Origin of the sequence: Butyrivibrio sp. WCD2001, from assembly GCF_000424485.1 — a bacterium.
Lineage (GTDB): Bacteria > Bacillota > Clostridia > Lachnospirales > Lachnospiraceae > Butyrivibrio.
The window spans coordinates 35,456-50,142 of sequence record NZ_AUJZ01000020.1; the positions used below are offsets into that span (position 1 = coordinate 35,456).

Annotated in this window: 9 protein-coding genes; 3 read left to right on the forward strand and 6 right to left on the reverse strand. The window is 40.4% G+C overall.

The genetic code is table 11. The features are described 5' to 3' along the window. Nucleotides 1-89: 89 nt before the first annotated feature. Nucleotides 90-896, forward strand: coding sequence for a Cof-type HAD-IIB family hydrolase (locus G630_RS0114650; RefSeq protein WP_026499010.1), 807 nt, complete (start codon nt 90-92; stop codon nt 894-896). 6 nt (nt 897-902) lie between these two features. On the opposite strand, the gene G630_RS0114655 is transcribed toward G630_RS0114650, so the two are convergent. From G630_RS0114655 to G630_RS0114670, 4 genes are all read right to left on the reverse strand, one after another. Then, on the reverse strand, nt 903-3,260 hold the full coding sequence (locus tag G630_RS0114655; RefSeq protein WP_026499011.1) for an EAL domain-containing protein: 2,358 nt from the start codon (nt 3,258-3,260) through the stop codon (nt 903-905). A 273-nt stretch (nt 3,261-3,533) separates the two neighbouring features. After that, nucleotides 3,534-4,181, reverse strand: a complete 648-nt coding sequence (locus tag G630_RS23810; protein WP_049946241.1) for a GNAT family N-acetyltransferase — start codon at nt 4,179-4,181, stop codon at nt 3,534-3,536. After that, a complete protein-coding gene (locus G630_RS22145; protein WP_044959443.1) occupies nt 4,178-5,131 on the reverse strand; it encodes a DUF2156 domain-containing protein in 954 nt (317 codons plus the stop codon). The genes G630_RS23810 and G630_RS22145 overlap by 4 nt, the downstream gene beginning before the upstream one ends. Nucleotides 5,132-5,222: 91 nt before the next feature. Then, a complete protein-coding gene (locus G630_RS0114670) occupies nt 5,223-5,624 on the reverse strand; it encodes a hypothetical protein (RefSeq protein ID WP_155831996.1) in 402 nt (133 codons plus the stop codon). 159 nt (nt 5,625-5,783) lie between these two features. Between G630_RS0114670 and G630_RS0114675 the strand changes: the two genes are divergently transcribed. After that, nucleotides 5,784-7,115 carry a hypothetical protein gene (locus G630_RS0114675; RefSeq protein WP_026499013.1) on the forward strand — a complete coding sequence of 444 codons (1,332 nt, stop codon included), beginning with the start codon at nt 5,784-5,786 and terminating at the stop codon, nt 7,113-7,115. 173 nt (nt 7,116-7,288) lie between these two features. On the opposite strand, the gene G630_RS0114680 is transcribed toward G630_RS0114675, so the two are convergent. Beyond that, nucleotides 7,289-9,979: an Ig-like domain-containing protein gene (locus G630_RS0114680; RefSeq protein WP_026499014.1), complete on the reverse strand. Its 2,691-nt coding sequence runs from the start codon at nt 9,977-9,979 to the stop codon at nt 7,289-7,291. A gap of 576 nt (nt 9,980-10,555) precedes the next feature. Further along, nucleotides 10,556-12,865 carry an Ig-like domain-containing protein gene (locus tag G630_RS0114690; RefSeq protein WP_026499015.1) on the reverse strand — a complete coding sequence of 770 codons (2,310 nt, stop codon included), beginning with the start codon at nt 12,863-12,865 and terminating at the stop codon, nt 10,556-10,558. 435 nt (nt 12,866-13,300) lie between these two features. Here G630_RS0114690 and G630_RS0114695 point away from each other — a divergent pair, with 435 nt between their 5' ends. Further along, a complete protein-coding gene (locus tag G630_RS0114695; protein WP_026498554.1) occupies nt 13,301-14,524 on the forward strand; it encodes an IS110 family transposase in 1,224 nt (407 codons plus the stop codon). Nucleotides 14,525-14,687: the final 163 nt, after the last annotated feature.

Below are 14,687 nucleotides of genomic sequence, written 5' to 3' on the forward strand. Positions count from 1 at the left end.
ATCTTATAAAAAAATAAACTTTTACAGATGTGATGTAAAAGTTTATAATGCAAAAAGTATTGTCATTTTGTTTTTGAACGGAGTTTTATATGAGTAAGATTTTTTTCACAGATTTGGATGGTACGCTTTTGACCAAAGAAAAAAAGGTGTCTCCCGCTACCATGGAGGCCCTTATACAATTTACAAATGCCGGTAATCATTTTGCCATTAATACAGGCCGTGCTTGGGAGAGTGCAATGTCTGTACAGAGAGAAAATAATCTGTTTTTCCCCGGAAGTTTCCTTATTGCCTATAACGGTTCACAGATCTATGACTGCGACAATAAGAAAGATGTATACAGAACCGGTATCCCTTTTGATATGATTCCCGACATCTTTGCTTTATCAAAAGAATACGGTGTTCACTGCCACACCTATACAGATGAAAATATAGTTACTCCGGCCGAGGATGAAGAGCTTAAATACTATAGAAGAGTGATACATACCCCATATATAGTTTCAGAAGACATAAACTCTGCTCTCACCGATATCCCCTGCAAAATAATAGGAATAGAGCTTCATGACAGAGAAAAAATAGATCGTTTCAAAGCTGCTGTCGAAGAACTTGCCGGAGATAAGCTTACTCTTCTGTACTCCAATCCCTACTATCTCGAAATATTTAATTCAGAGGCGGGAAAAGGAAGCGCAGTTACAAGGCTTGCAGATTACCTGGGCATTCCTCATGAAAACACTTTGGCGGCAGGTGACGAAGAAAACGATATCTCAATGATTGAAGCCGCAGGTCTCGGAATCGGCATGATCAACGGAACAGAGGATGTAAAAAAAGCCGCCGATATTATCACCGAAACCGATAATAATAACGACGGCCTTGCAAAAATTCTTCTGGCGAATATTTAAAACTCTCTATTTAAGCAATTTCTCGAATTCAGCTTCGGGCAAAGGCTTGTAAAAATAGAATCCCTGAATATAGTCACAGTCCGCATCCTGAAGGAACTTAAGCTGTTTCTCATTCTCCACTCCTTCAGCCGTAACCTTGGCACCTATGGAATGTGCGAGCTTTATCGTAGAAATAATTATGGATTCGGATTTCTTGTTGATACCGATTTTCCTAATAAAGCCTATGTCGAGTTTTATAATATCAAAATCAAAGGTTTCAAGCATTGATAATGAACTCATACCGCTTCCGTAATCATCAAGAAGGATCTGAATTCCATGCTTTTTTAGTTTGCCAAGATATTCAAGAGCCTTTGTCTCAAGATCCGCATAGGCAGACTCGGTTACCTCAAATCTGACCATAGCAGGCTCTATCTTCTTGCCTTTTATTGATTCGAATATATTTTCCATAAATAATGAATCATAAAAATCCACTCTGGAGAGATTAATCGCACAGGGTACCGCCATTTTTCCGGCAGCATAACACCTTTCAATAAAATCAATCCCGCTTTCAAGCATGAATTTATCAAGAATAGCTGTCTTTCCCTCCGATTCAATAATAGGAATAAAATCTCCGGGAGATACCATACCAAGATCTCTGTGCTGCCATCTTATAAGCATCTCCGCACTGACAATCTCTCCTGTCTTCGCATTGACTATGGGCTGATAATACGGCATAAACTCATTATCTGCCAGTGCACGCTCAAAATCAGACAACAAAAATCTCTGCTTTACATAATTCTCCTTCATCGAATCATCATAGTACGCAAACAGCTGATTTCGCTTGTTGTTTCGAATACTCTTTTCAGCGAGCTTCGCCCCGTCCAAAATAGCGGATATACCAACTCTCGGATTTGTTATACGGAAAATTCCGCAGTATATTTCGTAGCTGTATTTTATGGATTCAGTCCTGAAAACCTGCCGGCACATCGATTTTATATTTTTTTCAACAAGGTTCTCATCCGCAGTTATAAGGGCAAAGTTATCCCCCTCCAGTCTCCCCATAAGAACAGGATGAAGATACTTTCTGAGGGCATCCCTCGTCTGGAATATTACAAGATCTCCCTTTTGATTGCCAAACAATTCATTTACGGCTTTCAGCCCTTTTACATTAGCAAACACGAGTGAATAGTGGTCATCTCGGTGCAATTCGGACAGGAAGAGCTTTGCTCTGTCCAAAAAGCCTGTCCTTGCATATTCATCTGTCATCCAGTCATAATCAAGAACAGATGTTATGTCAATATAAATAATCATCAGCCAGTCCGGATACCCCGGAACTTCCTTTGCCCTGATGTTCTTAGCGCGGCGACCATCCTCATAATCCACATGAACAGTTCTTACAAACTCTCCTCGCTTCGCCAGTTCTTCCTGTATTGAGGATATTCTGACCTGTTCAAGGAATATCTCCTGCTCCTCTTTTACAAGTGTCTGAGAAAGTCTTTTGCATATTTCTTTATAATCGAATCTGCTCTCTGTGAAAATTCCCCAGAAGCTCATATCCAAATGATAGACCTCACATCTTTCTTCATTCTTTTCTACAGCAAAGATCATGTCATAGCCTTCGGAAATAAGGCTTCTTATCACAGGCTGTTCAACATAACTCATAAACGGAATAATTTTTCCCGGTTTAACGGGATAAATAACTCCGTCTTCAATTACTTCACCTTTTCCGAAAAACGAGGTCTCTCCGTTTTTTACTTTAAAATAACTGCCGTCGGATATCAGATAAAATTTACAGCCAAAGCTGTCAGGAATAACAATATCATCTATTAAATTCAGACCATCCACACTTCGCTCTCTTATATAATCTCTGTGAGGAATTATCTGAATGTTAGTCAGATCCAGGCCATCCGAAAACCTGACATAGTTGGGATCTACCGCTTCACCTTCAAGTTCCGGCGTATGATACACATAGAATGCAGCATTCATCGCACCTGCACCCTGTCCGATAATAACGCCATCATATCCAGAAAGTGCTTCCTTTAATCCTATACGCTTCATAAATGCAAGCTGCGACGGAGCATGACCGCTTGCGAGGAATATCACATCTGACCATGCCACCATGTCATTAGCCGAATCCTCTTCCGTTAGAGTTTTACATTCACTGACAGATAAATTTGCAGAAGCAAATATATCCAGAATGATCTGCCTTTTTTTCCCGTTTTCTTTAACCTTCTCCGGATTGCAAGGCACATAGAGGAGTTTTGCGTCTTTAGGCCATTCAGTTTTAAGTTCATCAAAAAAGCCGTAGTTATCCAAGGGTTCTGCTTTTTCTCGAGCCCCCTGCCCTTTATATGGGATAAAACTACTTGTCAGATAAAGAACCATGCGCCTTCTCCTTAGTCATATCCTTGCAGGTAAATAATGCAAGTAACTAAATTCAGAATATAATCGGTTGACTCATTGTTCGGAAGTGTATATTGAAGCACATACCACAACCTATATGTGCTCATTATCAGTGTCTTATCGCATAACTCCCCAATAATATAATCATACATTTTTATTATAAACTTATCTTATTCACAATTGGCGCAGTTTAGATTTTTTTAAGATAGTTTTCAATGATAAAAAACCTGAGACATATAAATGCACTCAGGTTTCTCATACTTCTTCACTTATATATATTCTTTTGCTCTTAAGCCATTTCAACGCGTCTTCGTCACTGTCAAAAGAGTAACCAGCCGCTTCGCAAAATGAATCAAGATCCGTGATTTTGGCCATTATGATTGGGCTATCCGGTAAAACTTCTCCGCTATCCTCCGCTCTTAATGCTTCTTCCTTGTTCATTCTCCTTATATAATCTTCATCTCTCATACAAAAAACATCATAGCGTTTCCTGATCTCTACAAAATCCCGGATTCTTTCTGTGATAAAGTCGCATATCTTTTCAAATCCCATCCAGGAGTATATTGATTCATCCACGGGCATGAGATAAATAAATGGAACGCGTTCTTCTTTCATAAGCTCAAAAGCTTCCCGAAAAACTGCGGACATCTGCCCCTCATGGCGTCTGCCCTCTTTGGTTGCCACAGCCACCACATAGTAACTCTTAACAACCTTTCCGCACAAATTTATATAATATGGATTCAGATGAAGCATTGATATTACCTCACCATCCTCCAGGCTGACTATCATACGATTGTCCAGGCACTTATCCGAATAATAATAATCAACAAAGGCTTTAGGGTCATCAAAAGCCTCTTCATACAATTTTCTTGTTTTGTTTTTTTCAGAATACTCTGTTATCATGCTGTTTTCTCGTATAAATGATTGCACGCTGCCTTCTCACAGACTCTGTATTTCCTGGCATAACCAATTGGATTATAACTCTCCTTAGCCCGTCTTAGTCCTTCGATGCCCATGTCATCCTCTCTGTTGACAATTTTAGCATCCTCATACGAATTAAGTAAAAACTGCTGATTTATAACCTGATATATACCGGGGATATTGGAATTGCCTTTTTCGATGCTAATAACTGCCATCTTCTCCCTGCTGTTATAAGAGCCGATTGTAAAGGCTTCCAAAACTTCATCGATAAAAATACCGCCTACTCTAAAGGTCACCTTATCACAGTTACGCAAAATATCAATAACTCCATCCTTTTCAACAAGAAGCGTATCTCTGCTCTCTACACCTTCGGATAATCTGGTCTCCACCCATTTTTCCATAAAAATTTCAAGAAAATACTCATCGACACAGCACATGGTCTTATACTCCCATCTGCCCTCATACTCCTTCATGAATTTGTTTATAAGATTTCTCTTCTTCTGGTATTTCTTACCCGGAAGAGTTCTAAGCTCTTCAGCATCATAGAGATAATCCTTAAGGTCACTTTCCTCTTCTACTATATAATTAGGATTGTTCAATAATCCCAGCGCGTCAAGCGCATCTTCATCCGCCAGGTCTATCCTGAGCGGGCTGTTCAGTTCATCGTTAAAGAATTTCTTCAACAGTTCAAAGTACCCGGGAAGCTCCACTTCTCTGCAATAGGGCATCGCCGCAAAATTTCCTGCTTCATCCTTCATAAGAATAATTGAAGCCTCGTCCTCTATATATACCTCTGTGTTATATAAATTCTTCCAAATATAAGTGTCAAGAACTGTGCTGTCACATGTCTTATTTCCTCTTAGTGCATAAATCTCCGAAAGCTTTGCAGCCTCTTCAAATGACGGTTTGTGGAATGTAAGCTTTTTATCCATGACTTTTTCTCCATATCGCAATATTGCCGTTTGCACTACTTGATTGCATGCAATCAATATATATTATTATTCGGAAAATGTCAATTTATTATTATCTCATAAAATTCCTGATCGTGATTGCTACTGATGCTACTACATAACAAATCCCGAAAAATGTATTCAGCATCCATCCCTCGGGCCCGGCTGCTCCCTCGATGCCCAAAATCATCATTCCTGCGTATCCGGTCGCAAAGCTGATAACACAGCAGACTATGACCATCAGCATCATTATGATGTCTAACTGCCTGTTTGTTCCGTTTGCAAACAAAAATGCCACAAATGCGGCAGTGCCGTAAGCAACGCCAAACATTCCTCCAATAAGCCCAATCATAAGCACTGTAGGTATCGTTCCTAAATCAAATGTCTTCCAATGCAAAACATGATCCAGTCCTATTGTGGATAAATATAAAAATACCGGGATTATTCTAAGTAACGGATATTTCTTTTTCATCATATGTCACCTTTTATTTTTTCATATACTCCATGATGTGTGCTCCATGCTGTTCTACTAATAATACAGTCAGCATCCGAAAAATGTTGCAATTAGTCGGTAATATGCATTATTTTGTATAGGAACACATGTTAAAAATCACTCTTACTGTGGAGGTGTAAAATGTTAAATAAACAGTATTTAAAAATAAATGTTATAGCTGCGATGTTTTCAGCTCTTGCGATTGCATTTGCAACAAGCGGATGTGGTACTCCCGCAGCTAAAAATAATACCGGTGAGTCCGAATCAACATCAGAAAAAGTTGAAGTTTCTACTGACAACACAAATGAATCCAGCACAGAAAATACTACAGAAGAGGACGACAACCGCGTTCTGTATCAGAGCTACCTGAATAACACGCTTCGCGTAGAGGGTAGCTATTTCCTGGAAAAATATCAGGAAATGATAGATCTATATGGCGAGCTGCAGGCATATTATTACGATGTTGATGAGGATGGAGAAAAAGAACTTCTTATCAATGAACCTTCCTACGGCTTTGATATTTTTGATGTAAAGGACGGATCTGTTTATCTTCTTACCTGCGGAGACGGAACTTCGGCTTTTTGCTCAGTTTATGAAGGTAACGGACATACATATATCAGCCACAGCGACTTTTCTCATATGGGAAGGCAGTACCAGGATCTGGCCAGATATGATGCTGAGGGCAGGATTGTCGAACAGATGAGCATCTATGCTGAGTACTTCGATGCTGAGGAAGACGTCTATAACGAAAACAGTGACTTCACCTACAATGGTAAGCCCATAACCATGCAGGAATACGAAGCCTACATGGATACTTACAAATATGTTGACCCTGATGTAATGGAAAAAGCAGTTTTTGATATGCCTGCTCCTACTGCCAAAGCAAAAACTGACTACAATATTTATGAAGAATACTACACCATCGTTGATCAGGCTGATCCGCTTAAATGGGATGGTTTTCAGCTGATTGACCTTGACGAAGACGGCACACCGGAACTATTCGCGACCTGTACCAATGAAAACAGGCCTGATCCCGGAATGCAGCCCTACATGATAGTCGGATATAATGATCAGGGCGTTGTTATGAATGATGATTTAGGTGACGGAGTCGCTTCAGCCGGAGGTTACAGAGGAACTCTCTACTATCTTCCCGGCACCGGCAAGCTGCTTGACAGCGCAATCCAGGCTCCTCTGGGCCTCCCTTCCGACACAATCTATGAGATGAAGGACGGCTCAATCAACTATACTCAATATGGCGGATTTGATGTGACAGAATACCCGGATGATGACGATTATAATAGCTGGGATCCGATGGAACACGGCGAATGGAATTGGATGAATGAACCCGTTTCAGAAGATGAATATAAGCAAAAATTTTTAGAGGCCACGGAAAACACTTCCGGTATAGCCATGAGTGAAATTGACTACATGGATAAGGAATCAATACTAAAAAAATTGAAAGAACTGATGTAGGGCAATCAAATCCTGCTGGCAAATATAGAAAATGTGCACTGGAATCCGGCTTTTCCAGACTCATATCTTACACGTAATCAGTTAAAGAGTAAAAGGGAGCTGTGTACAGGCATCTGCTTGGCCTGGTGCACAGCCCCCATAAGCTCAGTTATTTTTTGTAGTTGTAGGCTATCTTACTTTACTGTTACGCTTACCTTCTTCGCCAGGCCATTTCTTGAATATACATAAACCGCGCACTTACCGGCACTGACGCCTGTTACCTTTCCGTTCTTGTCAACCGTTGCGATACTCTTATTGGTTGATTTGTAGCGGAATTTTGCAGCATGGCTATCGGAAAGTTCTTTTTTCTTTCCTTTTTCAAGGGTCGTTGATGCCTTGATCTTGGAGGTCTTTCCTACTGCTACAGTTATGGTCTTTGTGGAAAGCTTAAGCTCTTTGACGTTCTTATATTTCTTATTGTCTTTTCCTGCGAAGTGAGCTGATACAGTCTTTCCAACCTGATTTCCATCACTGTCATATGCAACAACATAGAGCTTAAAGTTCTTCTTAAAGTTAATCTTCTTACCGTTTATCTTTTTTATTGTTACGGTGTTCTTCTTTGTTGTAGCTGTCGCTTTCTTGGGATATTTGTTTCCACAGTAGGTTGCGTATGCTTCATACTTTGCTACTCCCTTAGTCTTATCCCATGAAATTCCAATCTTTCCATCTTTCTGAGTTATCTTGACACCTGAGAAGAAAATGTCATTTGCTGCTTCATCAGCATATGCCAAGGCAAAGGTTGAAAATCCATCCAGGCTCAGCGGTATAGACATTGAAGTAGTTTTTGCTATTACTTTTGCAGCCTTGTTATGGATGTGAATCACAAAAAATTTTCTCTTTACTCCTGCAGGTGCTTTGAACTTGTCAGGCACCTGTATTGTGACTTTAACCACCTTTTTACCTGTTTCTGTAATCTGTCTTGCATTCCCCTGACCTACCTTAAGCCATAGCGAGATATCAAAGAACATGCCGACTTTACTGTTCTTGTTCTCATTTTTAAGAGCATCATCAGTAAGATTTTTCTCTTCCTCCGGAACAGTAGAATCAATATTTGTCATCTCCAAAGTAAGTGATACGTTATCACCGGCCGCGACCTTTGCCTTCTCTTCGTCAGTCATAACGCTTTGAGCAAGTTCAGAATCAAGACCTTCTACCTTTGCTTCAGGAGTATCATCCTTTTTCTCTACTTTTGTTTCGATAGTACTATCGTCTTTCTTTTCTTTTATTTGAACTTCTACGCATGACAGATCAGAGTCTTTATGTGAGTCATCTCCTACAACTTTGTACCATACATAATAGGTTCCAACATTGGTGGCTGTAGGGATTGATGTACTCCATCCGTCTGTTGGTGCTGTTTTTGCATCTTTGCCAAGTGCGTACTGCATGGTGCCACCTTCAGCTTTTCCTGCAGTTACAAGTTCCTGTGCAGAACCATTTTCAGTCAAATCAGCCTTTGCTGTAGGTTCTTTAACTACTGTAGCCATAGACTTAGCCGCCAAAAATTGAACTTTTTTATAGTTCAAAGCCTGTCCTGTAGTACTGATTTCTATATCTGCTTCGCCTTGAGTTCCATCTTTATCTGTCCATCCAGTACCTTTCAATGCATTAATTACAGGAAAATCTGTAGCCTTTCCCTTTCCTGAAATAACTACTGATTCAACATCAGAACCTATGACTAGCTTATATTTTGTCTCGTCTCCTGTTATTCCATAATTTCCATATACATCAAGACTTCCACCGTTAATCTGAGCACCTTTTTTTGCATATATTCCATTGCTGGTTGTCCTCATAACTATATTTCCGCTATTTTGGGTAAAAGCCGCCTGATCACACCAGATACCTTGTGATTTAGTATAGCTTGATGCCACAATTTCAAGAGTTCCTGTGCCATCTATAGTGACGTCTTTTGTACTGTAAATACCGCATGGTAAATTCGCAGTATGTGTATTTTCTATACTGTTATTTCCACTAATCTGGATTTTTAGAGGATCCTCACCATCATAATAAATTCCGCCATAATGAGGATTTGCTGCATTATCATTATGTCCTACTCCACTATAAAAGAAATTATTTAATGTCAACGTATTACTATCAGGAGCGTAACTCCAGCCATAATCGGATTTCTTGTTTTTAGTAACAGCTGTATCACCAACCCATAACCCATATGATTCTACCCATAAAGGTGTTGCATATATATCGTCCTTGGTTATTGAGATTGGTGCACCTAGTACAGTTTCGCCCCAGGTTGCATTATGAAATAGCCATCCGTCAAGCACTTTCCCCTCAGGAGCTGTCCAACCCGCAGGCATTGAAGTCAGTGCTTTTGATCTTTTGTTTGCATCGTTGACTACATAATTCGGATATTGAGGACTAGTAGAATCATCATATTTATATGTAAGAGTATGTGATGGTAAATATGGCGCAAACGTTATAACACCATTCTCTACACTTTGAACTTCAAGTCCTTCTGATAAATCCTCTTTAAATGCTCCTCTATTACGAAGACCATAAACTGTATTTGCTTGATCCACAAATACATAGTAGTTTCCGTCAGTACTATACGCCACTGTGTAACTATTTGTTCCGCTATTATAGTTTCCGGTTCTCAAAGTCAACGTACCACTACTTAATTCAGTAAGCCCCTCGATATTCCCAAATTTTAATGTTGCGGAGTCATAACTGATTTGATCATATACTGTTAGATGATTACCTTCTTGTAATGACGTATATGAAGTCGCCTTAGCTGTAATATTTACAGCAGGTGTCAACCATAATACCAAGAGCATCATCAAGAAAATTCCAAACACTGTTTTTATCTTCTTCATTCTCTAACCTCCTAACTAAAACAAGATTTTTTGCCCTCAGGGGACGGAGTTAATATTTCATTTGTGAGCACATAAAAAACCGCCGAATCTGACAAGGTAAATTACCCCTCAGAATTCGCCGGTTATCCATCATGAATATTGTATTTCATTTCATATGCCGCGCTGTTGCAGGGCATTAAAATATCGCAGTTATAATTTATAATCTGCTCTGAAGTGTATCCATTATGGGAATATACTGTCACATTTTTCTTTGAATAAATCACTCTTTTTCCTCAAAATATCTGACATAACCATATTACTCACCCCCATAAAGATTCTTCTATACAGATAGTTATCTCATAATTTTATAATACCTTTTTTTATCTAAAAAGAGCGTAAACTATTCTGAAAAGAATCTAAAAAAACATATGCCTTCCTGCGGACAAATATGGAAAATGTCCACATGAATCTGGCTTTTTCAGACTCATATCTTACATGTAATCGATTAAAGAGTAAAAGGGAGCTGCGCACAGGCCTCTGCTTGGCCTGGTGCACAGCCCCCATAAGCTCAGTTATTTTTTGTAGTTGTAGGCTATCTTACTTTACTGTTACGCTTACCTTCTTCGCCAGGCCATTTCTTGAATATACATAAACCGCGCACTTACCGGCACTGACGCCTGTTACCTTTCCGTTCTTGTCAACCGTTGCGATACTCTTATTGGTTGACTTATAGCGGAATTTTGCTGCATGGTTATCGGAAAGCTCTTTCTTCTTGCCTTTTTCAAGGACTGTGGACGCCTTGATTTTAGAAGTCTTTCCGACAGCTACAGTTATGGTCTTTGTTGAGAGCTTAAGCGTTTTGATGTTCTTATATTTCTTGTTGTCTTTTCCAGCGAAGTGAGCTGAGACGGTCTTTCCGACCTGATTTCCATCACTGTCATATGCAACAACATAGAGCTTAAAACTCTTCTTAAAGTTGATCTTCTTATTGTTTATCTTCTTTAATGTTATGGTGTTCTTCTTTGTTGTAGCTGTTGCCTTCTTGGAATAACTATTTCCACAGTAGGTTGCATATACTTCATACTTTGCAACACCTTTAGTTTTATCCCATGAAACAGCGATTTTTCCATCCTTCTGAGTTATCTTTACACCTGAGAAGAAGATGTTACCTGCTTCTGTATCAGCTTCATCAGCATATGCCAGAGCAAAGGTTGAAAAACCATCCAGGCTAAGAGGTATGGACATTGATGTAGTTTTAGCTATTACTTTTGCAGCCTTGTTATGTATATGAATCACATAAAAGTTTCTCTTGACTCCTGCCGGTGCCTTGAGATTATCCGGTACCTGTAAAGTAACTTTGATCACTTTTTTACCTGTTTCAGTCACTTGCCTTGCTTCGCCCTGACCTACCTTAATCCATAGAGAAATATCAAAGAACATGCCGACTTTACTATTCTTATTCTCATTTTTCAGTGCATTGTCAGTAAGATTCTTTTCTTCTTCCGGAACAGAAGAATCAATATTTGTCATCTGCAGCGTAAGTGATACGTTATCACCGGAATTAGCCTTAGCCTTCTCTTCGTCAGTCATAACGCTTTGGGCAAGTTCAGAATCGAGACCTTCTACCTTTGCTTCAGGAGTATCATCCTTTTTCTCTACTTTTGTTTCGATAGTACTATCGTCTTTCTTTTCTTTTATTTGGACTTCTACGCATGACAGATCAGAGTCTTTATGTGAGTCATCTCCTACAACTTTGTACCATACATAATAGGTTCCGGCATCGGTGCCTTTGGGGGTGGATGTGCTCCAGCCATTTGTCGGAGCTGTGGTTGCGTCCTTGCCTAATGCATACTGCATCGTGCCGCCGGAAGCTTCGCCGGCTGTCACCAGTTCTTGTGCCGCACCGGTGTGGGTCAATTTCTTGGCTGTCGGAGCAGTTGTTACGGTTGCAGCTGGTTTTTTGTAAGGGAACAATAATTTTTTGTAGGATCCCAGGCTTCCACCGCTTGTATTTATGGGGATTTCTGTTCCATCACCAGTTCCTTCTACTGTGGACCAACCCTTGCCTGCGACAGAATTAATGACCTTTTTATTAGTATAAATTGCCCTTGTTGTACCAGTTATGGTTACGGAAGTAATGTTTGAACCGATTTCTATATCATAAGAACCGCCCATGTTAATCCCATACTTTCCACCTTTCACTGTCACATTTCCACCTGTAAAACTATGTTTACCATTATGACCGGAAATTGCAGCATCATCATCATTACTGTCGTCCTCCGCTATCGCAGTAACATCACCGCCTTTTATGCTAACACCATAACCAGCAACAATTCCTTGTTTAGCTCCCTTCGCTTCCACAGTTCCACCATTTATGACAACTTCAAATTTAGCGTTTATTCCGCTAGAAGAATCTCCCAATGCATTGATTGTTCCGCTATCGATTTGTACGCCTCCACCTCGCATATAGATTCCGGATGATGTTCCTTGTGTAGTAAGGGTACCATTACCTGAGAAATTAAATTTACCATAATAGTCATAACCGCCACACATTCCAATACCGATGTCATTCCCGGAGATAATGTTATTTCCACTTAATACAATATTGAGGGCATTATTGTTATTTTTATTATAATAGATTCCTGCCTTACCCCAGCCATCCTGGAAGTTATACCCACTTGTAATAGTCGCATTATTCAGGGTAAGTGTGTTGGAAGCCACGTCATAGCTAACTGTTGGCGTAGCCGCTCCTGTGATATTCGCTGCATTAGCGCTTGTCACCTGCACGTTGTTGACCCAGAGGGTGGGGTAATCATCAGCATACGCCGTCAAACTCATCCCCGGCATCAGCCCAAGCACCAGCGCCAGGCTGAACAGGAATCCTAAAAAACTTTTCTTAATTCTCACAAGCTATTATCTCCTCGTATATTAGTTTTATAAGTTAATAAGTTATATATTTACTCTTAGTTTTAAGAGCATATCTCTGTTAATTAGGAGGAATCCCTCCACCCTTAAGAGCATTTGTTCTACGCACCTTGAAAATAGATCAATCGGTTTGTTAATGCCCATGATATAATTGCCCACAGTGTCAATCAGGTATAAGTTCTGTTTTCTCCTGTTGGGTCTGTTTAGACCGCTTCAAGTAAAGTCTGTTCCCCTGAGCCGAAAGTTAGCTTCAAACCGCTGGCTGTTTGCTGGAGACTTAGGACTGCCTTCTAGCAGTGAGGTTCGCATCAGTCCATCACCAGCTGGATTCTTATACGCGAGGATGTTGATGCTTCGGTGTCGTGGGTATTACCAAACCGATTGACCACAAATATTGGACAAAGGAGGTGATATTGTATGAACCCACTTTACGTCGGTATTGATGTAAGTAGCACAAACAACGTGGTTTACTTTATGAAGCCCGATGGAACCAAAATCAAAAACTTCTCTGTTCCAAACTCGAAAGACGGTTCCAAAAAGCTTGTAAAGGATGTCCTGTCGGCACTTACTTCTTATAGCCTCACAGACGTCATCTTTGGGCTTGAAGCCACTTCAGTCTATGGTGACAATCTCGTCTGTTTTCTGAGAGAAGACGGCTCTCTTACGCCGTACAACCGCAAAATACATGTCCTCAATCCCAAGCAGGTTAGTAAGTTCAAAGAATCTTACAACGATCTGCCTAAGAACGATTACGTGGACTCCTTTATCATTGCGGACTGCCTGCGTTTTGGAAGAATCAACAAAGAGGTGTATCTGGATGACTATCGCCACAAAGCTCTCCAAAACCTCACACGCGCACGTTATGTCACTGTTCAAAACCTGACCAAGGAAAAGCAGCGTTTCATGAACGTGTTGTTCAAGAAGTATTCTTCTTTCACACAGGAGAAGGTGTTCTCCGATAAATTCGGAGCTACAGCCTTAGCTGTCTACGAAGAGTTTGACTCCGCAGACACACTTGCCTACATGGACTTACATGAACTGACGGAATTCCTTCAGAAGAAAGGAAAAAACCATTTTTCTGATCCGGAAGCCATCGCCAAAGCCATCCAAAAAGCTGCCCGATCATCCTATCGTTTGCCTAAAACGGTAAACGACTCTGTAAACCAAGTGCTTGCTATATCCATAAGCTCCATAAAAGCACTGGAGTCACAGATTAAGGAGTTTGATAAGGCCATTGCTAACCAAATGCAGTTGATTCCGAATACACTTACTTCGATCAAAGGAATCGGACCAGTATACTCTGCAGGAATAATCGCAGAAATTGGTGATATCAACCGCTTCCCGAGTCAGGAAAAGCTGGCAAAATATGCCGGACTTGCCTGGACTCAACATCAATCCGGTGGATTTGAGGCACAAAATACTCGTCTCATAAAAACCGGAAACCGTTTCTTAAAGTACTACCTGGGCGAAGCAGCCATGTCTCTTGTAAGATGCGATGCAGAGTACAGCCGCTTCTACCACCTCAAATATAATGAGGTGAATAAGTACCAGCATAAACGTGCACTTGCGTTAACTGCCCGTAAACTTGTGCGGTTAGTCTTTCGACTGCTGAAAGACAATCGTCTATACGTAGAAAGGTAACTCATCCCTGTAGATGAGGATTTTCCGTCTACGCCCGGCCATGTAATCCTCTTTTTTTACGCAGATCGGCGGGGCTTAGGTAGGTGTTTTTAACCTTTTGCGAATGACATAAAAATAATGCGAATTTTATTCATTCCTGGGTTGACATTTCACCGCTGGACTT

What these genes read in the sequence shown, in the direction of transcription:
- G630_RS0114675 (WP_026499013.1), top strand. Translation starts at nt 5,784, where the DNA reads ATGTTAAATAAACAGTATTTAAAAATAAATGTTATAGCTGCGATGTTT.
- G630_RS0114655 (WP_026499011.1), bottom strand. Translation starts at nt 3,260, where the DNA reads ATGGTTCTTTATCTGACAAGTAGTTTTATCCCATATAAAGGGCAGGGG.
- G630_RS0114650 (WP_026499010.1), top strand. Translation starts at nt 90, where the DNA reads ATGAGTAAGATTTTTTTCACAGATTTGGATGGTACGCTTTTGACCAAA.
- G630_RS0114670 (WP_155831996.1), bottom strand. Translation starts at nt 5,624, where the DNA reads ATGATGAAAAAGAAATATCCGTTACTTAGAATAATCCCGGTATTTTTA.
- G630_RS0114680 (WP_026499014.1), bottom strand. Translation starts at nt 9,979, where the DNA reads ATGAAGAAGATAAAAACAGTGTTTGGAATTTTCTTGATGATGCTCTTG.
- G630_RS23810 (WP_049946241.1), bottom strand. Translation starts at nt 4,181, where the DNA reads ATGATAACAGAGTATTCTGAAAAAAACAAAACAAGAAAATTGTATGAA.
- G630_RS22145 (WP_044959443.1), bottom strand. Translation starts at nt 5,131, where the DNA reads ATGGATAAAAAGCTTACATTCCACAAACCGTCATTTGAAGAGGCTGCA.
- G630_RS0114695 (WP_026498554.1), top strand. Translation starts at nt 13,301, where the DNA reads ATGAACCCACTTTACGTCGGTATTGATGTAAGTAGCACAAACAACGTG.